Annotated in this window: 20 protein-coding genes; 9 read left to right on the plus strand and 11 right to left on the minus strand. The window is 62.9% G+C overall.

The features are described 5' to 3' along the window. Positions 1-224: 224 nt before the first annotated feature. From ACN6NG_RS21310 to cobA, 3 genes are read left to right on the plus strand one after another with little or no spacing between them, the layout of a single operon-like run. On the plus strand, positions 225-1436 hold the full coding sequence (locus tag ACN6NG_RS21310) for a nitrate/nitrite transporter (RefSeq protein WP_474316069.1): 1212 nt from the start codon (positions 225-227) through the stop codon (positions 1434-1436). Positions 1437-1445: 9 nt separating this feature from the next. Further along, the gene (locus tag ACN6NG_RS21315; RefSeq protein ID WP_474316071.1) at positions 1446-3116 is read left to right on the plus strand and encodes a bifunctional protein-serine/threonine kinase/phosphatase; all 1671 of its coding nucleotides are present in this window, start codon (positions 1446-1448) and stop codon (positions 3114-3116) included. A gap of 28 nt (positions 3117-3144) precedes the next feature. Next, complete coding sequence (gene cobA / locus ACN6NG_RS21320) at positions 3145-3885, plus strand: uroporphyrinogen-III C-methyltransferase (RefSeq protein WP_063425132.1); 741 nt, start codon at positions 3145-3147, stop codon at positions 3883-3885. Between the two features lie 190 nt (positions 3886-4075). Here cobA and ACN6NG_RS21325 read toward each other — a convergent pair whose 3' ends face one another. The 8 genes from ACN6NG_RS21325 to ppsA all read right to left on the minus strand — a co-directional run bounded on the left by ACN6NG_RS21325 (position 4076) and on the right by ppsA (position 12293). Beyond that, entirely contained in the window at positions 4076-5110 is a 1035-nt protein-coding gene (locus tag ACN6NG_RS21325; protein ID WP_016500790.1) for an OmpA family protein, read from the minus strand. 111 nt (positions 5111-5221) lie between these two features. After that, positions 5222-5788: an RNA polymerase sigma factor SigX gene (sigX, locus tag ACN6NG_RS21330; RefSeq protein ID WP_016500791.1), complete on the minus strand. Its 567-nt coding sequence runs from the start codon at positions 5786-5788 to the stop codon at positions 5222-5224. Positions 5789-5901: 113 nt separating this feature from the next. Further along, entirely contained in the window at positions 5902-6726 is an 825-nt protein-coding gene (locus ACN6NG_RS21335; RefSeq protein WP_016500792.1) for a mechanosensitive ion channel family protein, read from the minus strand. A gap of 2 nt (positions 6727-6728) precedes the next feature. Continuing rightward, on the minus strand, positions 6729-7001 hold the full coding sequence (locus tag ACN6NG_RS21340) for a hypothetical protein (RefSeq protein ID WP_014591816.1): 273 nt from the start codon (positions 6999-7001) through the stop codon (positions 6729-6731). An 87-nt stretch (positions 7002-7088) separates the two neighbouring features. Further along, the gene (locus tag ACN6NG_RS21345; RefSeq protein ID WP_368978965.1) at positions 7089-8084 is read right to left on the minus strand and encodes a zinc transporter ZntB; all 996 of its coding nucleotides are present in this window, start codon (positions 8082-8084) and stop codon (positions 7089-7091) included. A 27-nt stretch (positions 8085-8111) separates the two neighbouring features. After that, complete coding sequence (gene rraA / locus ACN6NG_RS21350) at positions 8112-8603, minus strand: ribonuclease E activity regulator RraA (RefSeq protein WP_003248652.1); 492 nt, start codon at positions 8601-8603, stop codon at positions 8112-8114. A 219-nt stretch (positions 8604-8822) separates the two neighbouring features. Continuing rightward, positions 8823-9815, minus strand: a complete 993-nt coding sequence (locus ACN6NG_RS21355) for an alpha/beta fold hydrolase (RefSeq protein WP_240979201.1) — start codon at positions 9813-9815, stop codon at positions 8823-8825. A gap of 102 nt (positions 9816-9917) precedes the next feature. Next, positions 9918-12293 carry a phosphoenolpyruvate synthase gene (gene ppsA, locus ACN6NG_RS21360; RefSeq protein ID WP_197899024.1) on the minus strand — a complete coding sequence of 792 codons (2376 nt, stop codon included), beginning with the start codon at positions 12291-12293 and terminating at the stop codon, positions 9918-9920. 179 nt (positions 12294-12472) lie between these two features. On the opposite strand from ppsA, the gene ppsR reads away from it, so the two are divergent. After that, complete coding sequence (ppsR, locus tag ACN6NG_RS21365; protein WP_012271263.1) at positions 12473-13291, plus strand: posphoenolpyruvate synthetase regulatory kinase/phosphorylase PpsR; 819 nt, start codon at positions 12473-12475, stop codon at positions 13289-13291. 220 nt (positions 13292-13511) lie between these two features. Here the strand turns inward: ppsR and ACN6NG_RS21370 are convergent, their stop codons facing one another. Then, positions 13512-18377: an NAD-glutamate dehydrogenase gene (locus tag ACN6NG_RS21370; protein WP_353456548.1), complete on the minus strand. Its 4866-nt coding sequence runs from the start codon at positions 18375-18377 to the stop codon at positions 13512-13514. Positions 18378-18650: 273 nt separating this feature from the next. Here ACN6NG_RS21370 and ACN6NG_RS21375 point away from each other — a divergent pair, with 273 nt between their 5' ends. After that, the gene (locus ACN6NG_RS21375; protein WP_049274347.1) at positions 18651-19004 is read left to right on the plus strand and encodes a hypothetical protein; all 354 of its coding nucleotides are present in this window, start codon (positions 18651-18653) and stop codon (positions 19002-19004) included. 173 nt (positions 19005-19177) lie between these two features. On the opposite strand, the gene ACN6NG_RS21380 is transcribed toward ACN6NG_RS21375, so the two are convergent. Next, positions 19178-20083: a LysR family transcriptional regulator gene (locus ACN6NG_RS21380; protein WP_016500799.1), complete on the minus strand. Its 906-nt coding sequence runs from the start codon at positions 20081-20083 to the stop codon at positions 19178-19180. 123 nt (positions 20084-20206) lie between these two features. Here ACN6NG_RS21380 and lysA point away from each other — a divergent pair, with 123 nt between their 5' ends. The 4 genes from lysA (at position 20207) to ACN6NG_RS21400 (ending at position 25710) form a co-directional block, all read left to right on the plus strand. Next, positions 20207-21439, plus strand: coding sequence for a diaminopimelate decarboxylase (gene lysA / locus ACN6NG_RS21385; RefSeq protein ID WP_474316076.1), 1233 nt, complete (start codon positions 20207-20209; stop codon positions 21437-21439). A 229-nt stretch (positions 21440-21668) separates the two neighbouring features. After that, a complete protein-coding gene (locus ACN6NG_RS21390) occupies positions 21669-22169 on the plus strand; it encodes a sigma-70 family RNA polymerase sigma factor (RefSeq protein ID WP_174371651.1) in 501 nt (166 codons plus the stop codon). Between the two features lie 5 nt (positions 22170-22174). After that, on the plus strand, positions 22175-23110 hold the full coding sequence (locus tag ACN6NG_RS21395; RefSeq protein ID WP_063425117.1) for a FecR domain-containing protein: 936 nt from the start codon (positions 22175-22177) through the stop codon (positions 23108-23110). A gap of 113 nt (positions 23111-23223) precedes the next feature. Further along, complete coding sequence (locus ACN6NG_RS21400) at positions 23224-25710, plus strand: TonB-dependent siderophore receptor (RefSeq protein ID WP_474316078.1); 2487 nt, start codon at positions 23224-23226, stop codon at positions 25708-25710. Positions 25711-25771: 61 nt separating this feature from the next. Here ACN6NG_RS21400 and ACN6NG_RS21405 read toward each other — a convergent pair. Then, positions 25772-26250: hypothetical protein (locus ACN6NG_RS21405; protein ID WP_474316080.1), on the minus strand; the 479-nt coding region annotated here is incomplete at its 5' end.

Consider the following 26250-nt stretch of genomic DNA (forward strand, 5'->3'; position numbering starts at 1 on the left):
CGATAGGGCTGCGCAGCAGCCCTATCGCGACACAAGGCCGCTCCCACAAAGTCCGCTCTGCTCGATATTCCGAATTGGCCCGGCTCTTGCTGATGTATTTGCACCGGTAGCCAACGGCGGTTGCCCCACTTAAATCCCGACAAAGACGTCGCTCTCCCCTCCACCTTCCTGGAGTGGGTAGCGGCGTCTTTTTCGTTCCGTTGCATTGCCGAGTGAGGTGTTCGATGAGTACCAGCTTCTGGAAATCCGGGCATGTGCCCACGCTGTTCGCTGCGTTCCTGTACTTCGACCTGAGCTTCATGGTCTGGTACCTGCTGGGCCCGATGGCGGTGCAGATTGCCGGTGACTTGCAACTCAGTGCACAACAACGGGGCCTGATGGTAGCCATGCCGATCCTCTCCGGGGCGATCCTGCGCTTTGCCATGGGCGTGCTGGTCGACCGCCTGTCACCCAAGACCGCAGGGCTGATCGGCCAGGTGGTGGTCATTGTCGCGCTGGCGGCGGCCTGGCACTTCGGCGTACACACCTATGAACAGGTGCTGCTGCTGGGCTTGTTCCTCGGCTTTGCCGGCGCTTCGTTCGCCGTTTCGCTGCCGCTGGCGTCGCAGTGGTACCCGCCGCAACACCAGGGCAAGGCCATGGGCATTGCTGGCGCCGGCAATTCCGGCACGGTGTTCGCCGCCCTGCTGGCCCCGGCGCTGGCGGCCGGCTTTGGCTGGAACAATGTGTTCGGCTTTGCGCTGATTCCGTTGACGCTGGCGCTGGTGGTGTTCGCCCTGCTGGCACGCAACGCCCCAGAGCGCCCCAAGCCCAAAGCAATGGCGGACTACCTCAAGGCCCTCGGCGACCGTGACAGCTGGTGGTTCATGTTCTTCTACAGTGTCACCTTCGGCGGCTTCATTGGCCTGGCCAGCGCCCTGCCCGGCTACTTCAGCGACCAGTACGGGCTGAGCCCGGTCACTGCCGGCTACTACACCGCTGCCTGCGTGTTCGCCGGGAGCCTGATGCGCCCGCTCGGCGGCGCCCTGGCCGACCGCTTCGGCGGCATCCGCACCCTGCTGGGCATGTACAGCGTTGCAGCCATCTGCATTGCCGCAGTCGGGTTCAACCTGCCTTCTGCGGCTGCCGCACTGGCGCTGTTCATCAGCGCCATGCTTGGCCTGGGCGCTGGCAACGGCGCGGTATTCCAGCTGGTACCACAACGCTTCCGCCAGGAAATCGGCGTAATGACCGGGCTGATCGGCATGGCCGGCGGTATCGGCGGCTTTCTGCTGGCGGCAGGGCTTGGCACCATCAAGCAGCACACCGGCGATTACCAGCTGGGGCTGTGGCTGTTCGCCAGCCTGGGCCTGCTGGCCTGGTTCGGCCTGCACGGCGTGAAACAGCGCTGGCGCACCACCTGGGGCTCGGCTGCAGTCACAGCAGCGCGGGTCTGAGGCACGCCGATGAGCCTGCAACTGAGCTTTGCCCAGGCCAGCGCCACCGGGCCGCGCGCGGAAAACCAGGACGCCCTGCGCCTGGTAACCCCGGCGCCAGAGCTGGCCGCCAGCAAAGGCTACCTGTTCGCCCTTGCCGACGGCGTCAGCCAATGCGCCGATGGTGGCCTGGCAGCACGCGCCAGCTTGCAGGCGCTGGCCCTGGACTACTACGCCACCCCCGCCACCTGGAGCGTGGCCCAGGCACTCGACCGCCTGCTGCTGGCACAGAACCGCTGGCTGCGCGCACAAGGCAGCGGCCAGCCATTGTTGACCACCCTCAGCGCACTGGTACTGCGGGGCCGGCGATTCACCCTGGCCCATGTCGGCGACTGTCGTGTTTACCGCTGGCACGCCGGGCACCTGCAGTGCCTGAGCGAAGATCATGTGTGGGACCAGCCGGGCATGCAGCATGTGCTGAAACGCGCGCTGGGCCTGGACCAACATCTGCTGGTGGATTACCTGGAGGGCGAGCTGCAGCCGGGTGAGTGCTTCTTGCTACTCAGCGACGGAGTCTGGGCCAGCCTGGGCGACCAGCACATCCAGGCGGTGCTGCGTGAACAGCCCGACCTGCAACTGGCCGTCGACACGCTGGTTGCCAGCGCGCACCTCAATGGCAGCCAGGACAACGCCAGCGCCTTGCTGGTGCAGGTGGAGCAACTGGGCACGGCCAACCTCGGTGACACCCTGGCACAGCTGCAGCAATGGCCGTTACCCGGCCCACTGCGCGAAGGCCAGGTGATCGATGGCTGGCTTACCGAACAGCTGCTGTCGCACAGCCGCCAGTCGCTGCTGTACCGGATGCGCGACGGCCAAGGTCAAGCCTGGCTGCTCAAAACCCTGCCTGGCGCACGCGAGCAGGAGCCGAAGGCGGCGCAAGGGCTGTTGCTGGAAGAATGGTTCCTGCGCCGGGTCGCTGGCCGACATTTCCCCGAGCTGCATGCAGCCAGCCAGCGCCAACACCTGTACTACGTGATGCGCGAATACCCCGGCCAGACCCTTGCAACGCTACTGGCCGGACACGGCCCGCTGCCCTTGCCACAGTGGCTGGAAATGGCCCGGCAACTGCTGCAGGCGGTCGGCGTGCTGCACCGGCGCAACCTGCTACACCGCGATATCAAGCCAGACAACCTGCACCTGGGCAGCGATGGCCAGCTGCGCCTGCTGGACTTCGGCCTGGCCTACTGCCCAGGCCTGTCCGAAGACCCGCTGCACGACGTGCCCGGCACGCCCTCGTACATTGCCCCGGAAGCGTTCGATGGCCAGCCGCCCAGCCCGCGCCAAGACCTGTATGCCGTGGGCGTGACGCTGTACCACCTGCTGACCGGGCACTACCCGTATGGCGAGGTGGAAGCCTTCCAGCGCCCGCGTTTCGGCCAGCCAGTCAACGCCGCACGCTACCGCCCCGACCTGCCGGAATGGCTGCAGCACAACCTGCAGCAGGCGGTGGCCGCCGACCCGGCGCAACGCTTCGAAACTGCCGAACACTGGTTGCTGCTGCTTGAGCGCGGCGACCGCCAGGAACTGCCCAGCCGCCCACGGCCATTGCTGGAGCGCGAGCCGCTGAAGGTGTGGCGCACGCTGGCCCTGCTGTCCCTGCTGTTCAACCTGATTTTGCTGCTCAGCCTGCTAAAAGGCTGAGCACACCCTGCCGATGAGGAGTACCCCGATGAATGCAAAAGTCTGGCTGGTGGGTGCCGGCCCTGGCGACCCTGAACTGCTCACCCTCAAGGCGGTACGTGCCCTGCAGCAAGCCGCCGTGGTGATGATCGACGACCTGGTCAACCCGGCAGTACTGGAACATTCCCCCCAGGCCCGGGTGATCGCAGTGGGCAAGCGCGGCGGCTGCCGCTCCACACCACAGGCGTTCATCCAGCGCCTGATGTTGCGCCATGCTCGACAAGGGCGTTGCGTGGTACGGCTCAAGGGTGGCGACCCGTGTATTTTTGGTCGCGGAGGTGAGGAGGCGCTATGGCTGCAGGGGCATGGCATCGAGGTGGAGCTGGTCAACGGCATCACGGCGGGCCTGGCAGGCGCCACGCAATGCGGCATTTCGCTGACTTCACGCGGTGTCAGCCGCGGGGTGACGCTGGTGACGGCGCACACCCAGGACGACAGCGAGCTGAACTGGACGGCTCTGGCACAGGGCGGGACGACGCTGGTGGTTTACATGGGGGTGGCGCGGCTGGAGCAGGTACGCCAGGGCTTGCTGGCGGGGGGCATGGCACCGGGCATGCCGGTGGCGATGATCGAAAATGCCTCGATGCCGCAGCAGCGTGAGTGCAGGAGCGATGTGCTGGGCATGGTTGAAGATGCGCGAAGGTTTGGCTTGCGTAGCCCGGCGATTCTGGTGATTGGGGAGGTGGTTGGGGTACAGCAGGCTCTGGAGCTTGTTTCAATCGCGGGCTGAATAGCCGTCACTGCAGGAGCAGCCTTGTGCTGCGAAGAGGCCATTACAGCGACAGCATACCTTTGCACTTACCGGCCTCTTCGCAGCACAAGGCTGCTCCTGCAAGTGCTGTGCAGGCTGTGAGGCCGGTTAAATTCCAGGTAAAGAAAAACCCGGCCGAGGCCGGGTTTTTCATGAAACATCAGGCCAATTACTTGGACTGAGCTTCTACCTGAGCTTCAACGCGACGGTTGACAGCACGGCCTTCTTCGGTGGCGTTGTCAGCAACCGGACGGGTTTCGCCGTAGCCTACCGAGTCAACACGGGTAGATTCTACGCCGTACTGCTGGGTCAGGACTTGCTTGACAGCGTTGGCACGACGCTCGGACAGCTTCTGGTTGTAAGCGTCTGGACCCACGGAGTCAGTGTGACCTTCAACCACGGTGGTGGTTTGTGGGTACTGCTTCATGAAGTCAGCCAGGTTCTTGATGTCGCCGTAGCTGTTAGGCTTGACAACCGACTTGTCGAAGTCGAACTTGACGTCCAGCTCAACACGAACGACTTCGGCAACAGCCGGGCAGCCGTCGGCGTCAACGGTAACGTTGGCCGGGGTGTCTGGGCACTTGTCGACGTTGTCGCAAACGCCGTCGTTGTCGGAGTCGGAGCAAACTTCAGCAACTGGAGCTGGAGCGGCTTCGGCTTGCTTCGGGCTACCGCCGAAGTTCAGACCAACACCAACGCTTGGGGCCCACTCGGTGTCGCCCTGGTCGATGTTGTACTGAGCTTCTACGCCGGCACGGGCGTAGAACATGTCGGTGATGTACCACTTGGCGCCAGCGCCAACGTTGGCGAAGGTGGAGTGGTCACGACCGCCACGGCCGGTCTGGCCCAGCGACTGGTGCGAGAAACCAGCGGAAACGTACGGACGGATGGCGTCATACGGGTTGTTGAAGTGGTAAACGGCGTCCAGGGCGGTGTTCGAGCCCTTGATGTTCTTGCCGTCTTCGCCACGAGCGTTGTGAACTTCGTCGTAACCCAGGCGCAGTTCAACGTCGTCGGTCAGGAAGTAACCGATCGAGCCGCCGAACAGGTTGCCGTCGTTCTTGAAGTCACGCTGGCTGTCGAAGAATTCTTTCTTGTAGAAGCCTTCGACTTCCACAGCGCCTGTGCCTTGTGCCATAGCGCCAATCGAGGTGGCGGCTACGAGCGAACCAATGGCCAAGCCCAAGGTGTTTTTCAATTTCATCCGTTAAATCCCCATCTGGTGATAGTTAAGCAGTCCCACCACAAACAAGGGGGACAACTCGACGGCAAGTCTAGCAGAACTCGCCGATTCGTTAGAGATATTTGCACGCCACTAAGTTTCATCAAGGCCGGCAAATTTCTCACGAAGCTTGTCTAGCGCACGCTTGTAGCGCATTTTCGTTGCGCTCAGGCCCATGTGCATGATGTCGGCAATTTCCTGGAATTCCAGCTCTGCGACAAAACGCAGCACCAGAATTTCCCGGTCAATCGGGTTCACATGCACCAGCCACTTGTCCAGCCCGCCTTTTTCTTCCGGCTTCGGGGCCTTGTCTTCGGACGCCTCTTCGATAGGGTCCAGACTCAAGGCATCCATCAGCCGGCGTTTACGGCGCTCCTTGCGGTACTGGGTGATGCACTCGTTGTAGGTGATGCTGTACAGCCACGTCTTGAACTTGGATTTACCCTCGAAGTTCTTCAGCCCGTACAGCACCTTGAGCATCACTTCCTGACAGACATCGTCCGCGTCACGGTCGTTCCCCAGATAACGCGCACAGACGTTGAACAGGGTCCGCTGGTAGCGCCGCATGAGCTCCTCATAGGCGCGGGTAACGTGGTACAGCTCCTCATGCGAACGCGCCACCAACTCTTCATCGGTGAGCTCGCGGGGGTCATAACGCATGGGCGGCGAATGAACTTTATTCAAAACGGATCTGGCCGACAGTCAGGTCAATGTCGCCGCGCGACCCCGTGGGTCGAATTTCGCGGCGGCATACATTAACAGCTTTTGTGCGGTTAGCGGCTATTGACGCGCTGCTCAAGCAGCTCGCGATTGGCCAGCGACACCAGTTCGCCATCATCGGTCAGCAGCGTTGTCTTGACCGTGCCGATTTCCTCGATATGCCCTTCGACCTCTCCAATTCGCACCTGCTGGCCGACCTGGTAGAGCTCACGCACGTAAATGCCGGCCAGAATCTGCCCGGCAATTTCGCGGCTGCCAAGGCCCATTGCCAGGGCTACCGCCAGACCAACGGTAATCAGCCCGATGACGATCACGTGGTTCAGCAGGTCGGTTTTCACCTCCAGCTGGCTGATGGCAACCGAGATGCTGATGATGATCACCAGGCCCTGGGTAATACGCCCAAGGCCTGCCGAATATTCCAGGCCGATGCCTTCGGCCGCGCCGCGCACCAGCCCGTTGGCCACCTGCGCCAGCAGCACGCCGGCCAGCAACACCAAGGCGGCGCCGAACACTTTTGGCAGGTACAGGGCGAGCATGTCGAGGGTCGCGGAAACCCGCTCCAGGCCTAGCGACTCAGCGGCCGAGACGAGGAAGATGAGCAGCACGAACCAGTAGACAATCTTGCCGATCAAGGTCGAGATCGGCACCTGGATACCGACCCGGCCGAGCATCTTGGTGAGGCCGGTGCCGGCCATCAGGCGGTCCAGGCCAAGCTTGGCCAGCAGTTTGGACAATAGCGTGTCGAGCAGCTTGGCCACCACGAAACCGAGCAGCACCACGACCAGCGCGCCGAACAGGTTGGGGATGAAGTTCGCTACCTTGGTCCAAAGTGCAGTCATCGCGGCGACCAGGCTCTGGGTCCAGAGATCGAGTTCCATATTCAATCGGCCTTATCTGCTTTGCTGCCGGTGGCAGCGTTGCGGGAAGAGTGTCGACGCACCGGCGCGACATGCGCCGAGCCATTATTGACGGCAATCAGCAGCGCCTGGCTCCAGCGGCCAAGCAGGCTGAACAGATCGCCCGCGCCAACCTGGCGGTTGGCGGTTTTCAGCACGCGACCCAGGCAGGCAGCGTCATCCCGGTCATCGCGGTCATTGCCGGAGGGTGACGCCTTGAGCAGGTCACGCAGGGATTCTTCAAACGGATCGTGCATGGGCACCTCGCGCAGTGTCAGCAAGAGACGAGATGGCCGGGCAATGGGTCACACATCCGATTGGGACGAATGTTTCAAAATGAACACCTAGACCCATCGCAACCGCCGGAACATCCACCACTGCCCCACCGCCAGCCCAAGCACGACGATGCAGGCGAACAGGAAGCCATAGGGGTTTTCTGCCCCCGGGATACCGCCGACATTGATGCCCAGCAGCCCGGTAACGAAACTCATGGGCAAGAAGATGCAGGTGATGATGCCAAAGCGGTACATGGTGCGGTTCATCCGCTCGCTGCGCCGGCGGTCTTCGCTTTCCAGCACCAGTGCGGCACGCTCGCGGGTCAGTTCCAGCTCTTCGAGGTAGCGGATCAGGCTGTTGTTCAGCTCGTTCCAGTAATCGGCATCGGCATCGGCAAACCAGCTCCATTTGCTGCGTGACAGCTGGGCGTAGATCTCCCGCTGCGGAGCCAGGAAACGCCTCAGGCCCGCTGCACGGCGGCGGATCTGCTGCAGGCTGCCGTTCTCCGGGGTGTACCGTTCGTCGGCTTCGACCTTTTCTTCTTCCAGGTCGACCAGTTCGGACAGGTCGCTGACCAGGCCCTGGACCTTTTCGGTCAGCAGCTCGCCCATCAGCAGCAACAGTTCGGAAGCCGACTTCGGCCCCCTGCCCTGCTCCAGCAACTGAAGAATTTCGTCACTGGCGCGTAGCGGCCGCAAGCGCAGCGATATGACCCGCTGCGCCTGGGCGAAAATGCGCACCGAGACCATGTCTTCGGGCTCTGCGCCCGGGTTGAGGTTGACCCCACGCAAAAACAGCAACAGCTGTTCGTCAGCCATGGGCAGCAGGCGCGGCCGGGTGTTTTCTTCCAGCAGCAGCTCGCAGGCGAACTCGCTCAGGCCGCTGTCATGCAGCAGCCAGGTGCGGGTTTGTGGATGGCTGCGGTCCCAGTGCAGCCACAGGCTCTGCTCCGGTTGCAGCTGCAAATCGTCCAGTTCGGTACGGGCAATCGAGCGCGCGCCGCCTTTACCATCGAGCACCAGGGCATGCACCAGCCCCCACTGCGCGTTGTCTTCCTCGAACATCAAAGCTCCATCAGCGCGTGCGGCGCATCACTCCGGCATTTTCAGCGGGCTTGGCGAGACCAGCACGCCATTGTTGTCGGCATACACATACTCGCCTGGGCGGAAGGTTACCCCGGCAAAGGTCACCACCACGTTGAGGTCGCCGATACCGCGCTTGTCGGTTTTCATCGGGTGGCTGGCCAGGGCCTGTACGCCGACGTCGGTCTGGATCAATACATCCACGTCACGCACACAGCCGTAGATCACCAGGCCTTCCCAACCGTTTTTGGCGGCCTTTTCGGCCAGCATGTCGCCGAGCAGCGCCCGGCGCAGCGAGCCACCACCATCGACCACCAGCACCTTGCCCTTGCCGTCGAGCTCTACCTGCTCCTTGACCAGCGAGTTGTCCTCGAAGCACTTGATGGTGACGATCTGACCGCCGAACGAATCACGGCCGCCAAAATTGCTGAACATCGGTTCCAGCACTTGTACCAGGTCCGGGTAGGCGTCACACAGGTCGGGCGTTACGTAATGCTGCATGGGAGGCTCCTGTCAGTCACAACGAAAGCGGGTATCGGCCAAGGCTACACCTTGGAGGCTGTCGTAGTCATCCGGGACCGGGCAGTCATTTGTATTCATCCTGTACCGGCCCTATCGCCGGCAAGCCAGCTCCCACAAGAACACTACTGCCCTCAAGGCCTGTGGGGTACTTGTGGGAGCTGGCTTGCCGGCGATAGGGCCATTACAGGCAATCCAAAACTAACTGACCGCCACCGGCTCTGCGACCACAGTGGACGCATGCACCGGCAACAGCGGGTTGCGCAACCAGCGCTCCACCAGCGGCCACACCTGCACCTGCGCGGCCTTGCTCACCAGCATGTCGACGTGCCCGAAGGCGTCGAAGCCTTCTTCACGCCCCAGCCGCAGGAACTGCTTGCGCTCCCCCCCCAACTGCTCGAACAGCTTTCGGCAGGCCCACACCGGGTCCTGGAAGTCCCCCGCGCCGGCCACCGCCAGCAGCGGCACATCCACCTCTGCCAGCCCCGCCCACCAGTCGCTCTGCTTGTCGCCAAAGCGCCCGAACAGGCCGTGCCAGCGCATGCTCTCCAGCGCCAGGCCGATGGGCTCGTCCTCTGGTCCACGCTTGAAACGTGGCCCGGAAATCTGCCCCCAGCGCTTGAGCACCAGCTTCGCGCCCCAGGCCAGCGGTGGCACTTTTAGCGGCCAATAGACGCGGCTGATCTGGGTACCGAACAGCGCAACGCTGGCCACCTCCCCGGCAGCAAGAAAGCCACCACCCAAGGCTGCCGCCAGGGTAGTGCCGCCCAGCGAATGGCCAATCCAGTGTGGCGCCTGGCCCGACTGCTCGCGCACGAACGCGGCAATCAGCGGCAGGTCATCACGGGCGTAGGCGGCTACGTTGTTGTGCTGCCAGGCGTGGTTACGTGGCGACAGGCCGTGGCCGCGCATTTCCGGGATCCACACATCGAAACCGGCACGGGCGAGATACGCACCCAGGCCAACCCCTTTGGGCGAGTACCAGAAACGCCGATTGGAAAAACTGCCGTGCAGAAGAATGACCGGCACACCCAGAGGCTGGCCCTGATCGGCCAGCCCCAGACGGGTAAGGGCAAGCTCGACGCTAGGGTCAGGGCCATTGCCGGCCTTGATCCGGTACACGTCTTCGCTAAGGTCGCCGCGGCGCTCGGCACTGAGCAGGGCCACGGGAAATAGAGTGCTGCTGCTTTGCATAAGGTTGCTTGGTGCACAAAAAAGGGCGGGAACCATTACTGGAACACGCCCTGGAAAAAACCAGGCGGGGGTACGCCAGACGTCCCCCCGCGTTTTACCTCGTCAGGCTGCGCCCTGGCCCTCGGCCAGGAAGAACCAGGTCTCGAGTACCGAGTCCGGGTTCAGCGACACGCTTTCGATGCCCTGCTCCATCAGCCACTTGGCCAGGTCCGGGTGGTCCGATGGGCCCTGACCGCAGATGCCGATGTACTTGCCCGCCTTGTTGCACGCGGCAATGGCGTTGGCCAGCAGCTTCTTCACCGCAGGGTTACGCTCGTCGAACAGGTGGGCGATGATGCCCGAGTCACGGTCCAGGCCCAGGGTCAGCTGGGTCAGGTCGTTGGAGCCGATCGAGAAGCCGTCGAAGTACTCAAGGAACTCCTCAGCCAGAATGGCGTTGGACGGCAGTTCGCACATCATTATCACGCGCAGGCCGTTGTCGCCACGCGACAAGCCGTTTTCGGCGAGCAGGTCGACGACCTGGCTGGCTTCGCCCAGGGTACGCACGAACGGTACCATGATCTCGACGTTGGTCAGGCCCATCTCGTTGCGTACACGTTTCAGTGCACGGCACTCGAGCTCGAAGCAGTCACGGAACGACTCGCTGATGTAACGCGAAGCACCGCGGAAGCCCAGCATCGGGTTTTCTTCTTCCGGCTCGTACAGTTTGCCGCCGATCAGGTTGGCGTACTCGTTGGACTTGAAGTCCGACAGGCGCACGATGACCTTTTTCGGGTAGAAGGCCGCAGCCAGGGTGCTGATGCCTTCGACCAGCTTCTCGACATAGAAGCCGACCGGGTCGCTGTAGCCGGCAATACGCTTGTCGACGCTGTCCTTGAGCTCTGGCGGCAGGCCTGCGTAGTTGAGCAGCGCCTTGGGGTGCACACCGATCATGCGGTTGATGATGAATTCCAGGCGCGCCAGGCCGACACCGGCGTTGGGCAGCTGGGCAAAGTCGAAGGCACGGTCGGGGTTGCCGACGTTCATCATGATCTTGAATGGCAGCTCCGGCATGGCATCAACCGAGTTCTGCTTGATGTCGAAGCCCAGCTCGCCCTCGAAGATGAAACCGGTGTCGCCTTCGGCGCAGGACACGGTCACACCCTGGCCGTCTTTCAGCAGCTGGGTGGCGTTGCCGCAACCGACCACGGCCGGAATACCCAGCTCACGGGCGATGATCGCCGCGTGGCAGGTACGGCCGCCGCGGTTGGTAACGATGGCACTGGCGCGCTTCATCACCGGTTCCCAGTCCGGATCGGTCATGTCGGAGACCAGTACGTCGCCCGGCTGGACCTTGTCCATTTCCGATACGTCGTTGATCACGCGCACCTTGCCGGCGCCGATGCGCTGGCCGATGGCGCGGCCTTCGACCAGTACGGTGCCTTTTTCTTTCAGCAGGTAGCGTTCCATGACGTTGGCGCTGGAACGGCTTTTCACCGTTTCCGGGCGTGCCTGCACGATGTACAGCTTGCCGTCGTCACCGTCTTTGGCCCACTCGATGTCCATCGGGCGCTGGTAGTGCTGCTCGATGATCATGGCCTGCTTGGCCAGTTCGTTTACTTCTTCGTCGCTCAGGCAGAAGCGCGCACGCTCGGCACGGTCGACTTCGACGGTCTTGACCGAACGGCCGGCCTTGGCTTCTTCGCCATAGACCATCTTGATGGCCTTGCTGCCCAGGTTGCGACGCAGGATGGCCGGGCGGCCGGCCTGCAAGGTTTGCTTGTGCACGTAGAATTCGTCAGGGTTGACCGCACCCTGCACCACGGTTTCGCCCAGGCCGTAGGCGCCGGTGATGAACACCACGTCGCGGAAGCCCGACTCGGTGTCGAGGGTAAACATCACGCCTGCAGTGCCGGTTTCGGAGCGGACCATGCGCTGCACGCCGGCCGACAGGGCGACCAGCTTGTGGTCGAAGCCCTGGTGCACGCGGTAGGCGATGGCGCGGTCGTTGAACAGCGAGGCGAACACTTCCTTGGCCGCGCGGATCACGTTGTCGACGCCACGGATGTTGAGGAAGGTTTCCTGCTGGCCGGCGAACGAGGCGTCCGGCAAATCTTCGGCGGTGGCCGAGGAACGCACGGCAACGGCCATGTTGTCGTTGCCAGCGGCCATTTCGGCGAAGGCGGTTCGGATTTCCGAATCCAGACGCGCAGGGAACTCGGCTTCCATGACCCACTGGCGGATCTGTGCGCCGGTTTTGGTCAGGGCATTGATGTCATCCACGTCGAGCGCGTCGAGCGCGGCGTGAATCTTGTCGTTCAGACCACTCTGTTCGAGAAAATCGCGGTACGCCTGCGCCGTAGTGGCAAAGCCGCCCGGCACCGATACACCAGCACCGGCAAGGTTGCTGATCATCTCGCCCAGGGATGCGTTCTTGCCCCCCACATGCTCTACATCATGGACGCCGAGCTTATCGAGGGAAACTACGTACTCTACCAAGGTGATCTCTCCACTAACTGTGTTGGAAAAGCTCAAAAAGGCGCCCGCCTGTCTTCGGTGACTTGGCCGGGCGTTTGTGGCCTGTACCTGGAAAATAAGTGAGAATGCCGACAGCCGCATTCGGCAAACCGAACTTATCATATCCAAGAATCGTCATCAGCTTAAGGCCTAGATCGCAAATGAAACGAACCGCGTTCTTCATCTCCGACGGCACCGGTATCACTGCCGAAACCCTGGGCCAGAGTTTGCTCGCGCAATTCGAGAGCATTCCGTTCAACAAATTCACCCGTCCGTACATCGATTCGCCAGACAAAGCGCGGACCATGGTCCAGCAAATCAACGCTGCGGCCGAGCGTGACGGGGTGCGCCCGATCATCTTCGACACCATCGTCAACCAGGACATCCGGGAGATCCTGGCGACGTCGAACGGCTTCATGATCGACATCTTTTCTTCGTTTTTATCCCCGCTAGAGCAGGAATTGACCGCCCATTCGTCGTATTCCGTGGGCAAATCGCACTCGATCGGCGGCAATTCCAACTACATGGAACGCATCGAGGCGGTGAATTTTGCCCTGGACAACGACGACGGTGCGCGCACCCACTACTACGACAAGGCCGACCTGATTCTGGTGGGTGTGTCACGCTGCGGCAAGACCCCCACCTGCCTGTACATGGCCATGCAGTTTGGCATCCGCGCCGCGAACTATCCGCTGACCGAAGACGACATGGAGCGCCTGCAACTGCCGGCGGTGCTGAAAAAACACCACAACAAGCTGTTCGGCCTGACCATCGACCCAGACCGCCTCACCGCCATACGCCATGAACGCAAGCCCAACAGCCGCTATTCCAGCTTTGCCCAGTGCGAGTTCGAAGTGCGTGAGGTAGAGAGCCTGTTCCGGCGGGAGAACATTCCCAACATCAATTCCACGCATTTTTCGGTGGAAGAGATTTCGGCCAAGATCCTGGTGGAAAAAGGGGTGGAGCGGCGGTTCAAGTAAGCAGTCTGTAGACCAGCCGACTGACACGGTACATGTAGGAGCGGCCTTGTGCCGCGAAAGGGCCGCATAGCGGCCCCGGCGATATCAGCCTGAGGCATAAATTGTGGGGGCGCTTCGCACCCCTTTCGCGGCACAAGGCCGCTCCTACAGGTACCGTGCAATGACCAAATAAAAAGCCCCGGCATTGCTGCCGGGGCTTTGTTTTACCTCACCATAAGGCTCAGGACGGCACCACCGTCGCCTGCCCGCTCATGGCCAGGTCGACCAGCTCGCGGTTGGCCACCGCGTACATCGCATAGTCGGTGCCGGTGGCATTGCGCAGGTCGTCCAGCATGGCACGCCAACGCTCCACCATCACCCGATGCTGCTCCGCCCACAGTGCCACGCGGGCGTCCATGTCATCCGGCGCATCGGCCATCTGCAGCACCGAAATGGTGATCGCCCGCTGCTGCAGGTCGATGTCGTCGCGGAAGGCTTCGCGGGCCAGCGCCTGCCAGTTGTTCTCCACCGGCAAGTTGCTGATTTCCTGCAGGTACCAGGTCAGGTCCAGCGAGCTGCCCACGGCGAAGAACGCCTTGGCCACCTGGGCGGGGTCGTGACCGGTGACGTCGGCCGCTTCGATGATCGGCAGCAGGGTGTACAGGTGGCTGGTACCCGCCACCATCCGCGCCAGCAGTTCTGGCACACCGGCGTCGACAAAGCCCTGGTAGCGCACCATCCAGCGTTCGCGGGTCGGGCCTTCGAGCAGCTCATCGAGCTTGAGCCCGAGTTGCGCGATCTTCGGCCCGAAGTGTGCGGTATCACGCCCGGCGTCCTGCTCGTTGCGGCGGCTGCGCAGGAACCAGCGCGTGGCACGGCGGCCCAGCCGCATCAGTTCGTCCATCAGGGTGAGCTGGATTTCTGCCGGCACCTGGTAGTCCAGTGCCTCGATCTGGCGGAACCAGTGCGGCAGGTGGAAGATGTCGCGCACGATCACATAGGCCCCGGCCACGTTGGCCGGGCTCATGCCAGTCGACTCCTTCAGGCGCTGGACGAAGGTGATGCCCATGTTGTTGACCAGGTCGTTGGCGATCTGGGTGCTGACAATTTCGCGCTTCAGGCGGTGGCGGCGCATGGAGTCGGCAAACTTGCTCACCAGCGACGGCGGGAAGGCGGTTTCCATGTCGCGGGTCAGGTAGTCGTCGTCCGGCACCAGCGATTTCAGCAGCTGTTCCTTGAGGTCGATCTTGCTGTACGAAATCAGCACCGACAGCTCGGCGCGGGTCAGCCCATGGCCAGCAGCCAGGCGTTCGGCCAGTTGCTCTTCGGACGGCAGGAACTCGATGGCGCGGTCCAGCTTGCCACGGGCTTCCAGGTCGGCCATCAGGCGCTTGTACTCGGCAATCCGCTCACGGGCACGGCGAGCCGCCAGCGACAGCGCCTGGGTCTGCTTGTAGTTGTTGCCCAGCACCAGGCCGGCCACTTCGTCGGTCATGCTGCCGAGCAGCTGGTTGCGCTGCTTCTCGGTCATGTCGCCACCCTGCACCACTTCGTTGAGCAGGATCTTGATGTTGACCTCGTGGTCGGAGCAGTCCACGCCGCCGGCGTTGTCGATGAAGTCGGTGTTGGTGGCGCCGCCGTTCAGGCCGAACTCGACCCGGCCGAGCTGGGTCATGCCCAAGTTGCCGCCCTCGCCCACCACCTTGCAGCGCAGTTCGTTGCCGTTGACCCGCAGCGCGTCGTTGGCCTTGTCGCCGACATCGGCGTGGCTTTCAGTGCTGGCCTTCACGTAGGTACCAATGCCGCCGTTCCACAGCAGGTCGACCGGTGCCTTGAGCAGCGCGTTGAGCAGCTCGGTCGGGGTCAAGCGGTCGGCTTCAATCGCAAAGCGCTCTTTCATCTGCGGGCTGATGGCGATGCTCTTGGCACTGCGCGGGAAGATCCCGCCGCCTTCGGACATGATGCTGGTGTCGTAGTCGCTCCAGGCCGAGCGCGGCAGGTCGAACAGGCGCTTGCGCTCGGCAAAGCTGGACGCAGGCTCCGGGTTCGGGTCAATGAAGATGTGCAGGTGGTTGAAGGCTGCCACCAGTTGCAGCTTGTCGGACATTAGCAAGCCGTTGCCGAATACGTCGCCGGCCATGTCGCCCACGCCGATCACGGTGATCGGGTCTTCCTGGACGTTGATGCCGCGCTCGCGGAAGTGGCGCTGCACGCCCACCCAGGCGCCGCGTGCGGTAATGCCCATCTTCTTGTGGTCGTAACCGGCCGAACCGCCCGAGGCAAAGGCGTCGCCCAGCCAGAAGCCGTAGTCGATGGCGATGCCGTTGGCGATGTCGGAGAAGGTCGCGGTGCCTTTGTCGGCCGCCACCACCAGGTACGGGTCGTCATCGTCATGGCGCACCACGTTGGCCGGTGGCACTATGCCGCCGTCCTTGAGGTTGTCGGTGATGTCGAGCAGGCCGGAAATGAAGATTCGGTAGCACGCCACGCCCTCGGCGGCGATCTCGTCACGGCCGCCACCCAGTGGCAGGCGGCGCGGCAGGAAGCCGCCCTTGGCGCCAACCGGCACGATGACCGAGTTTTTTACCTGCTGGGCTTTAACCAGGCCCAGTACTTCGGTACGGAAGTCCTCTTCGCGGTCGGACCAGCGCAAGCCGCCACGGGCGACGTTGCCAAAGCGCAGGTGCACGCCCTCGACGCGCGGTGAATAGACGAAGATTTCGAACTTGGGCACCGGCTTGGGCAGTTCGGGGATCAGCTTGGGGTTGAACTTGAAGCTGAAATACGACTTGTTCTGGCCGTTGGCATCCGGTTGGTAGAAGTTGGTGCGCAGGGTAGCCTTGATCAGGTCCAGGTAGCGGCGCAGGATGCGGTCTTCGTTGAGGACCTGCACGTCGTCCAGCGCGGTCAGGATCGCTTGTTCCAGGCGCAGCTGCTTGTCGTCCAGGTCTTCCTGGGTGAGCTTGCGGGCCAGGTAGAAGCGGGTCTTGAACAACCGGGTCAGCTCGCGGGCGATGTCGGTGTGGTTGTTCAGGGTGCTGGCGATGTAGCCCAGGTCGAAGCCCAGGCGGATCTGCTTCAGGTAACGGGCGTAGGCGCGCAGCAGTGCCACGTCGCGCCATGGCAGGCCAGCAGTGAGTACCAGGCGGTTGAAGGCATCGTTCTCGGCATCGCCGCCCACGATGTGGATGAAGGCGTCTTGCAGGGTGTCGTTGAGCTGCTGGATATCCAGGCTCAGGCCTTCGCTGTAGGTGAAGGCGAAGTCGTGGATCCAGTACTCGCGGCCATTGGCATGGCGCAGGCGGTACGGGAACTCGCCAAGCACGCGCAGGCCGAGGTTTTCCAGGATCGGCAGCACGTCAGACAACGCCAGTGGCGTATCGGCGTGGTACAGCTTGCAGTGCAGGATGCGCTCGCCAACCTGGGTCAGCGGCTGGTAGAAGCTCATCGCCAGCGGCTTGCTTTCCGACAGGTTCAGCACGTGCTGCAGGTCGACCACTGCCGAGTGCGCGGCGAAGCGCTCACGGTAGCCGGCCGGGAAGCCCTTGGGGAAATCGGCCAGGATGTTGGTGCCCTGGGCTTCGCCGAAGTTCTCGACCACCAGCGTCGAGTAGTCGTCGTGCCACGAGCGGCAGGCCTGGATTACTTCACGCTCCAGCTGCTGCGGGTCGATGTCGATGCGGTTTTTCGGGTCTACCCGCAAAATCAGCTGCACCCGTGCCAGCACCGATTCGGAGAAGAAGGTCCAGAACTCGCAGTCGCTGGCCTTCAGGCGCTCCATCAGCACTTGCTGAATCTTCTGCCGTACTTCGGTGGAGTAGATCTCCCGCGGCACATAGGCCAGGCAGTAGCAGAAGCGGCCGTACGGGTCCTTGCGCAGGAACACGCGGATCTTGTTGCGCTCCTGGATCTGCACGATCGCCATGACGGTGGTGAACAGCTCGTCGATCGGCGTCTGGAACAGGTCGTCGCGCGGCAGCACTTCCAGTACCTGGGCCAGTTCCTTGCCCAGGTGGGCCTTGGCGTCGAAGCCCGAGCGGCGCTCGACTTCAGCCACCTTCACGCGGATATACGGAATGGCATGCACGCTTTCGCCATACACCGACGAGGTGTACAGGCCCATGAAGCGGTGTTCCTTGATGACTTTGCCGTCGGCGTCCAGCTGGCGGATCGACACGTAGTCCGGGTAGGCCGGGCGGTGCACGCGGCTGGGCAGCGCAGCCTTGGCAAACGACAGCAGCAGCGGTTCGTTGAGGTAAGCCACGGCGTAGTCTTCGATGCGCAGCTCTTCGGCCGTCAGGCCCACACGCAGGCGGCGCGGCAGGCCGAGGAACGACTGCTCGTCGTAGACCATCTGGCCGCCGTCGGCGTCGCCCTTGACGGTGAATTCTTCATAGCCCAGGAAGGTGAAATGGTTGTCCAGCAACCACTCGAGGAACGCTTTGACCTCGCCCTTCTCGTTCTGGGCTGGGCCAAAGGCGGTCTGTTCAACCTGCGCCACCACTTCACGCAGCTTGGCCTTCATCGGTTCGAAGTCGGCCACGGCCACCCGTACCTCGGCCAGCACCTGCTCGATCTCGCGGGTCAGCACGGTCAGCTCGGCAGCATTGGCGCAGCGGTCGATCTCCAGATACATCAGCGACTCATGGCGCACGCCTTCGCCCTGGGTGCCCTTGGGCAGCAGTTCCAGCAGCTCGCCCTTGGCGCCGCGGCGCACGCTGAGCACGGTGGTCTGCAGGGTGTGGATGCTGTAGCCGCGGCGGTTGAGCTCGGTGCGCACAGAGTCGACCAAAAACGGCAGGTCGTGGTGCAGCACCTCGACCACGGTATGGGTCGACTGCCAGCCATTGCGTTCGTAATCGGGGTTGTATACGCGTACTTGCGGGTATTCGGGGTCGAAACGCTCGATGATGCGCCAGGCTGACAGGGTGCAGCCGGCCAGGTCGGAAAGCCTGCGCTGGGTGAGTTCGTCCAGAGAGATGATGCCGAAGAACTGCTCGGCGAACAGCGCCACTTGTGGCAGGGACTGTTCGCTGATGTGCTGCGCCAGGGCCGCTTGCAGTTGATGCTGGAAGTCGGCTTTGCTGGCTGCGGTGAAGAACGCCATCTGTGGTACTCCGCTTGGGCTTTGTAATAGTTGAAGCGTCGCTGCGTGCGCCGTGTACGGATCAACGATAGCCAACCCGTGGCAAGGCGGACGGTAAAACCAGGCGTTGAACGTGCGCGGGCACGCCCAGGGCTCGCCGAAGCTTAACGACTGATCGGTCATCAACGCTTGCAGCGCTGCGACAATTTCGGTCAAGGGGCGGTAACTTTACGTTTATGCCTGTACGCAAGACTGTCAGAATTCCCTTCCGTTTCCTTTGATCCGAGCCTGCTCATGCAAATCAACACCGCCCTGCTGTTCGCCACCCCTTGCGATGACGAGGAAGACAACATGGCGACCCTGTGCTGCCACAGCGACAAGGGACAGATGTTCCTGCTTACCCGCTACCCGGATGAAGACACCGTCGACCTGACCCTGGATGACGAGCCGTCGACGCTGGATGGGCTGAAAGTGACCCTGAGTGCCAAGCGCCTGCTGATCGAAGTGGCGGCCGGCGACCAGGATGCGCTGAAGGGGGACGAGGTGCTGGAGATCAACCTTACCAGCGACCTGAGCGACCTGGACGAAGTGAAGCAAACCCTGGAAAACATCCTGACTGGGACCGGGACCTTCGTCTGCGAACTCTGAACCGCAGATTGCACACAGGGCCGACCTTTGTTGCCTGTACTGGCCTCATCGCCGGCAAGCCAGCTCCCACACCGACCACCTCCGCCTCAAGCCATGTGCAGTACCTGTGGGAGCTGGCTTGCCGGCGATGAGGCCGGTACAGGCAGCACAAAACCCCTTAGGAGAGTCAGGCGCTAGCGCAATGCTGCCTGCATCGCTTTAGCCTGCACCCGCAGCGCTTCGCAAAACGGCTCCACCGCTGCCGATGCCGGCCGGTGGTCGGGGCGTATCAGCATGACCTGGTAGGGCACCGACACCCGCAGCCTGCGGATCGGCAAACCGCCCTGGGCCGCCTCCAGGCCGCTCAGCGGGTTGATGATCGCCACCCCAAGGCCTTGCCTGACCATGGCGCACACCGAGGCGGCACTGGTGGTCTCGATCACCGTGCGGCGGTTCACCCCCGCCGCGCGAAAGTGCTGGTCCAGGCGCTGGCGGTAGGTGTCCAGGCTGGCCAGGTTGATGAAATCGACCTCATGAAAGTCGCTTAGCTCCAGCTCGGCCTTGGCCTGCAACGGGTGATGCTCGGGCAGCACGCACACCATGTTGGCGCTGAACAGCAGTTCACCATAAGCGCCGCGCGGTATCTGCTCGATTTCGGTCAGGCCAAGGTCATGCTGCTGGGCAACCAGTGACTCCTCCAGCAACGGCGATTCCTGCGCCACGATGCTCACGCTCACGCCACGGTGCTGCTGATGGAAGCGCTGGCAGGCCTTGGGCAGCAAGGTCTGGGAGAACAGCGGCAGGCAGGTGATGGCCAGCCGCCCCTGCTCGAAATTGCGGATGGCCTGGGCAAAGCGATCAATGCGCTCCAGCCCGACGTAGGCACGCTCGACCTCTTCGATCAACAGCAGCGCCTGGGCCGTCGCCACCAGGCGCCCACCCTCGCGCTCGAACAAGTTCAGGCCAGTTACCTGCTCCAGGCGCGCCAATTCGCGGCTGACAGTGGGCTGCGAGGTGAACAGCAGGCGCGCCGCCCCGGTGACACTGCCAGCGGCCATGATGGCGCGGAACACTTCAATGTGGCGGACGGACAGTTTCACGGCAGCACCCGGTGAGTCGACAATGGGTATATCAGATATGAATGACTGGCAGAAAAATAGCTATTTTTCTGAATTCCCGCTTTGATTCATCCTCGTGGCCTTCCTTATACGAGTAGCGCCATCATGACCGCACCCTTCACTCTTCTGGCCGAGGCGGTTCGCCAGCACGGCTCGCCGCTTTGGGCGTACGACGCCAGCACCATCGCCGAGCGTGTCGAACAGCTGAACGTATTTGACACCGTACGCTTCGCCCAGAAAGCCAACCCCAACCTGCATGTGCTGCGCCTGATGCGCGCCCACGGCCTGGTGCTGGATGCCGTGTCGCTGGGTGAAATGGAGCGGGCCTTCGCTGCGGGTGCGAGCGTGGACGGTGACCCTGCCGGCGTGGTGCTGACCTGCGACGCGCTGGACCGGCCAACCCTGGAGCGCGTGGTGGCAGAGAAGATCGAAGTCAACGCCGGCTCCATCGACATGCTGCGCCAACTGGGTGAACGCTCGCCCGGCCACCGCGTGTGGATCCGCATCAACCCGGGCTTCGGCCATGGCCACAGCCGCAAGACCAACACCGGCGGCGAAAACAGCAAGCACGGCATCTGGCACGAAGAACTGGACGAGGCGCTCGCGTGCATCAAGGCCCATGGCCTGCACCTGGTAGGCGTGCACATGCACATTGGTTCGGGGGTGGACTACCAGCACCTGGAGCAGGTGGCCCGCTCGATGATCGAACTGGTCGGTCGCCTGGGCGTGGATATCGAGGCGTTCTCCATCGGCGGCGGGCTGTCCACCCCTTACCGCAGCACCGACAAGCCGGTCGACCTGCAACGCTACGCCCAGACCTGGGCGGTGGCACGCAAGGAAATCGAAGCAATGCTGGGCCACCCCGTACGCATGGAAATCGAGCCAGGGCGCTTCCTGGTGGCCGAGTCGGGCTACCTGGTGGCCGAAGTGCGTGCCGTCAAGCAAGTGGGCCGCAATACCTTCGTCATGATCGACGCCGGCTTCAACGACCTGATGCGGCCGGCGATGTACGGCGCCTACCACGGCATGACCCTGCTCGACGCAAACGGCCGGCCGGTGGACCGCCCACGGCAGCCGACTGTTGTGGCCGGGCCATTGTGCGAATCGGGTGACGTGTTCACCCAGGATGACCAGGAACTGACCCCGCAGGACCTGCCCCAGGCTCAGGTGGGCGACCTGCTGGTGATCCATGACGCTGGCGCCTACGGTGCATCGATGTCGTCAAACTACAACAGCCGGCCGTTGCTTCCGGAGTTCCTGATCGAAGACGGGGCGCTGCGAATGATTCGCCGGCGGCAGACGGTGCAGGAGCTGCTGAGCCTGGAGGCCGGGTTCTAACCACTGCCCCCCAGCGTGCACGCAACCCCTTTGTGGGAGCGGCCTTGCGTCGCGATAGGGCTGCACAGCAGCCCCAAAAATGTAGCCGTGATGCCGAAATCCGGGGCCGCTTTGCGGCCCAATCGCGACGCAAGGCCGCTCCCACAGGGTGTGTGCTCGCGGTCCTTGCATTAAGCCCCTTCTCTCGCGACAATGCGATCAATTCCCATTAATATTGCGATCTTGACGCATGTCGACGCTCGATCCCCAGGCCCTGCACCAGCTGTACAGCGAAAACAACAGCTGGCTGAAGGGCTGGCTGCGCGCCCGCCTGGGCAACGCCGCCGATGCCTCCGACCTGGCGCACGACACGTTCTTGCGGGTAATGACCGCACGTAATCCGTTGCCGATCCGCGAGCCGCGCAGCTACCTCAGCGCTATCGCCCGCGCGCTGCTGATCGACAAAGCCCGCCGCCGCGCCATCGAAAAAGCCTACCTGCAAGCCCTGGCCCTGCGCCCGGAGCCGGTAGAGGTATCGCCGGAAGTGCGCTTGTCGATCATCGAAATGCTGGTGGCCGTGGACACCCTGCTCGATGAACTCGGCGCCAGGACCCGCGCCATCTTCCTCGCCGTTCAACTCGAAGGCCTGACCTACGGTGCTGCGGCCGAGCGCTTCGGCGTGTCGGTTACCACCGTGAAGAACCACCTGATCAAGGCGATGACCCGCTGCCTGCTGGCAGTCGAAGGCTGAGGGCGATGGATCTCAAGACACTCGAAGCCGCGGCCACCTGGTATGTGCAGCTCAACGATGGCGCCAGCGACGAGGCCCGCACCTACGCCTGGCGGCAGTGGCTGCAGGCCAGCCCGCAACATGCTGCCGCCTGGGCGCGGGTAGAAAAACTGCAGCAGCAGTGGGCCATGGTGCCGCCACGGGCAGCGCTGTCCAGCCTGGGCGCGGCACAAGCACAGCGGCGCGATGTGCTGAAGGTGCTGAGCCTGTTGCTGGCCATGGGCGGTGGTGGCTGGCTGGCAGCCGAGCAGGTGCCCTATCGCGCCTTGCTGGCCCAGCAACGCACCCGTGGCGGCGAACGGCGCGCCATGCAACTGGAGGATGGCTCGCAGCTGGAGCTGAACGTGAATACCGCGCTGGATGTGCGCTACGACGCCAAAGTACGTGCGATCCAGCTGTACCAAGGGGAAATCCTGGTGCGCCCGATCAGTGGCCTTCAGCAGCGCCCGTTCATCGTGCACACCGAAGACGGCAGCGTGCTCACCCGTGGTACCGAGTTCAGCATCCGCAAACTTGCCCAGCAGACGCGCGTGGGCGTGCTGCAGGGCGCTGTCGAAGTACGCCCGCAACACCACCCTGATCGGGTGCTGCAACTGCAGGCCAGCCAGCAAGTGAATTTTGACCGCGACGACTTCGCCAGCGCACATGCCCTGCCCGTCGATTCGACGGCCTGGCTGCAGGGCATGCTGAGTGTGAACGACTGGCAGCTGGGCGACTTTGTCGAAGAACTGGGGCGTTACCGGCAAGGGGTGCTGCGCTGCGCCTCCTCGATCCGGTCCATGAGCATTTCCGGTGCATTCCGCATCGACGATACCGATATTGCACTGGCCAACCTGCCCAAAACCCTGCCCGTGAAGGTGCGCTATATCAGCCGTTACTGGGTGAGCGTGGAACCCGCCTGAATAACGGCCCCAAAAATAATTTCACCCACACCTTGCTGATTTCGATTCTCGCCCGTCCCTGACACAAGCCGCGACGACAGCGACTTTCTGCCATGACACGGAAGGATCACGCAATGCCCCATCTGCACCCCACCCCTGCAACCAAGCTGAGCCAGGCCGTGCGCCTGGTAGTGTTCGGCATGGCCCTGGCCAGCGCGCCGGGGCTGCTGCTGATGCCTGCCCAGGCCATGGCCCAAAGCCAGACCGCCTACCACGTCCCTGCCGGCCCGTTGGGCAATGCCATCACCCAGTTTGGCGTGCAGGCGGGCGTGACCATTTCGTTCGACACCGCACAAACCCGCAATCTGAGCAGCGCAGGCCTGGAAGGCAGCTACAGCGTCGATGAAGGGCTGATCCGCCTGCTGGCCAACAGTGGCTTGCAGGCTCAGCGCCAGGGCAATGGCGGCTATGTGCTGATGCCTGCAGACAACGGCTCGGCCATGGAGCTGGGGCCGATGAACATCGACGCCAACCGGCTGGACGCCACCAGCGAGGGCACCCAGTCGTACACTGCCCACGCAGTGACCATCGGCAAGGGCGTGCACACGCTGAAGGAAACCCCGCAGTCGGTCACCGTGATGACCCGCAAGATGCTCGACGACCAGAACCTCAACACGCTGGAACAGGTGCTGGACAAGACCCCGGGCATCACCGTGTACGACTCGCCCATGGGCGGCAAGTACTTCTACTCCCGTGGTTTCAACCTGGACGGCCAGTACCAGTACGACGGCGTGCCGCTGGACGTGGGCGGCAACTACGTGCAGGCCAACAGCTTTTCCAGCGACATGGCGTTCTACGACCGCGTCGAAATCCTCAAGGGCGCGGCGGGCATGATGAAGGGCTCCGGCTCCTCCGCCGGCGGCGTCAACTTCGTGCGCAAGCGTGGCCAGGAACAAGCCGCCACCACCGTCACGCTGTCTGCCGGTAGCTGGGACAACTACCGCGGCCAGGTGGATGCAGGCGGCCCGTTAAACGAGTCAGGAACCGTGCGGGGGCGCGCCGTGGCGTCGCTGCAGGATCGCCAGTACTTCTATGACACAGCCAAGCGCCAGGACCAGATACTGTACGGCGCCATCGACTGGGACGTCACCGCCGACACCACCCTGGGCTTTGGCCTGGCCTACGAGGATGTCGATGCCACACCGTGCTATTCCGGCCTGCCACGCTACGCCGATGGCAGTGACCTGAAGCTGTCGCGCTCCACCTGCCTGGGGGCCAGCTGGAACGACCTGCAAAGCCAGCGTGTTACCGGTTTCGCCGACCTCAAGCACCGCTTCAACGAAGACTGGACGCTGAACTTCGCCTCGATCTACACCCACAACAACCAGGACATCGAATACGCCTACTCCGAAGGCACGGTACCGGTCGGCGCCAGTACCGCCAGCATGAACGTGCGAGCCGGTCGTTTCGACTACGACCAGGACGACTACGGCTTCGATAGCTATGTCGATGGCAAGTTCGAGGCGTTCGGCCTGCAGCACGAGCTGATCATCGGTGCCAACGCCAGCCGGCAAAAAACCCATGACTACTTCGCGCTTATGCTGCTGAACGCCAAGCAGGACCCGTTCAACCCGACCGCGAACTTCCCACACCCGTCCAAGGGCGATTACTTGGTTAACCCGACCCGCGGCGGCAGCGTGCCAACCGACTCCACCACCACCCAGTACGGCACTTACGCCAACCTGCGGCTGAAGCTTGCAGAGCCGCTGACGCTGGTGCTGGGCGCGCGGGTCAGCTGGTACCGCAACAAGAGCGACTCCTATACCCAGTTCTACGATTACTGGGTGAATAATCGCAGCCAGGAAAACGGCCAGGTCACGCCGTTCGCCGCCGTGCTGTACGACCTGAACGACCAGTGGACTGCCTACGCCAGCTACGCCGACATCTTCCAGCCGCAGAGCGACAAGGTGAATGCCGAGCGGCAGGCGTTACAGCCCAAGACCGGTGCCAACTACGAGATCGGCATCAAGGGCGAGCTGCTTGACGGCGCATTGAACACCTCGTTCAACCTGTTCCGCACCATCGAGAATCATCGCGCGGAAACCGACTACAACGAAGCCTGCCCGTCAGGCGACGGCTATTGCTACACCGACAGCGGCAAGGTGCGTGCCCAGGGCTTCGAGGCCGAGATCAGCGGCTCGCCAATCGAGCGGCTGCAACTGCTGGCGGGTTACACCTACACCCAGACCAAGTACCTGAGCACCATCGAAGACACCGACCCCACCGAGCTGACCTTCACCTCCAGCTTCATCCCACGGCACATGCTGAAGGTGTGGGGTGACTACCAGCTGGGCGGGGCCCTGGAGCGCTGGACCCTGGGCGCCGGCTTGAACAGCCAGAGCGAGAACTTCCGTACCACCGGCACTACCCGCGTCGAGCAGGCGGGCTACACCGTATGGAACGGCCGCGTGCAGTACCGCATCGACCCGAACTGGACGGTCGCCCTCAACGGCAACAACCTGTTCGACAAGAAGTACTACGCCACCATCGGTGCGCCGGCGTGGGGCAATTTCTATGGCGAGCCACGCAACTTCATGGTGACCTTGCAAGGGGCGTTCTGATACCCACGTAGCGCCTTGCGCCCACTATGAAGGGGAGCAAGGCTTGTGGGGCAGCGCGCCATCAAAGGCAAACGTGTTCCAGCACCTGGTCGATACCGTCCAGATCATAGATCCAGCCCAACGGCATGTCTGCCTGGGTGGGGCCAGGTGTAAGCACCATCAGATCGCGGACGCCATGCAGCATCAGCGGCAGGGCCGAGCTGGCAGGCGCCAGCAATACACCCCGCTTGCGGTTGAACGACCAACGCTCGGTGAAGGCTTTGCCTTGGCCGAAACGGAAGGTCGTCGGCCAGCTGTCGATCGACGCTGCCGACGGCGCCAGCATGTGCGGCAATGCATCGAGGCTGATGCGCCCCCAAAAATAGCAGCAAAATGCTATCAGTAAACCCTGAATGCCTTGCACTAGACGCCGCTGTAAGCTGGGCAGAAAACCGGCATTGGTCACTCGGCCGAATGCGCCCCGCATGCCCTTGTAGGAGCGGCCTTGTGTCGCGATGGGCCGCGCAGCGGCCCCGGTTTCAGCCAAGCTGCACAAATTGC

It is taken from the genome of Pseudomonas sp. TSO6, from assembly GCF_056098905.1.

What these genes read in the sequence shown, in the direction of transcription:
- sigX (WP_016500791.1), bottom strand. Translation starts at nt 5,788, where the DNA reads ATGCGTTATGACCCCCGCGAGCTCACCGATGAAGAGTTGGTGGCGCGT.
- ACN6NG_RS21345 (WP_368978965.1), bottom strand. Translation starts at nt 8,084, where the DNA reads ATGTTCGAGGAAGACAACGCGCAGTGGGGGCTGGTGCATGCCCTGGTG.
- ACN6NG_RS21315 (WP_474316071.1), top strand. Translation starts at nt 1,446, where the DNA reads ATGAGCCTGCAACTGAGCTTTGCCCAGGCCAGCGCCACCGGGCCGCGC.
- ppsR (WP_012271263.1), top strand. Translation starts at nt 12,473, where the DNA reads ATGAAACGAACCGCGTTCTTCATCTCCGACGGCACCGGTATCACTGCC.
- ACN6NG_RS21325 (WP_016500790.1), bottom strand. Translation starts at nt 5,110, where the DNA reads ATGAAATTGAAAAACACCTTGGGCTTGGCCATTGGTTCGCTCGTAGCC.
- lysA (WP_474316076.1), top strand. Translation starts at nt 20,207, where the DNA reads ATGACCGCACCCTTCACTCTTCTGGCCGAGGCGGTTCGCCAGCACGGC.
- ACN6NG_RS21340 (WP_014591816.1), bottom strand. Translation starts at nt 7,001, where the DNA reads ATGCACGATCCGTTTGAAGAATCCCTGCGTGACCTGCTCAAGGCGTCA.
- ACN6NG_RS21310 (WP_474316069.1), top strand. Translation starts at nt 225, where the DNA reads ATGAGTACCAGCTTCTGGAAATCCGGGCATGTGCCCACGCTGTTCGCT.
- ACN6NG_RS21370 (WP_353456548.1), bottom strand. Translation starts at nt 18,377, where the DNA reads ATGGCGTTCTTCACCGCAGCCAGCAAAGCCGACTTCCAGCATCAACTG.
- ACN6NG_RS21375 (WP_049274347.1), top strand. Translation starts at nt 18,651, where the DNA reads ATGCAAATCAACACCGCCCTGCTGTTCGCCACCCCTTGCGATGACGAG.
- cobA (WP_063425132.1), top strand. Translation starts at nt 3,145, where the DNA reads ATGAATGCAAAAGTCTGGCTGGTGGGTGCCGGCCCTGGCGACCCTGAA.
- ACN6NG_RS21400 (WP_474316078.1), top strand. Translation starts at nt 23,224, where the DNA reads ATGCCCCATCTGCACCCCACCCCTGCAACCAAGCTGAGCCAGGCCGTG.
- ACN6NG_RS21355 (WP_240979201.1), bottom strand. Translation starts at nt 9,815, where the DNA reads ATGCAAAGCAGCAGCACTCTATTTCCCGTGGCCCTGCTCAGTGCCGAG.
- rraA (WP_003248652.1), bottom strand. Translation starts at nt 8,603, where the DNA reads ATGCAGCATTACGTAACGCCCGACCTGTGTGACGCCTACCCGGACCTG.
- ACN6NG_RS21395 (WP_063425117.1), top strand. Translation starts at nt 22,175, where the DNA reads ATGGATCTCAAGACACTCGAAGCCGCGGCCACCTGGTATGTGCAGCTC.
- ACN6NG_RS21390 (WP_174371651.1), top strand. Translation starts at nt 21,669, where the DNA reads ATGTCGACGCTCGATCCCCAGGCCCTGCACCAGCTGTACAGCGAAAAC.
- ACN6NG_RS21335 (WP_016500792.1), bottom strand. Translation starts at nt 6,726, where the DNA reads ATGGAACTCGATCTCTGGACCCAGAGCCTGGTCGCCGCGATGACTGCA.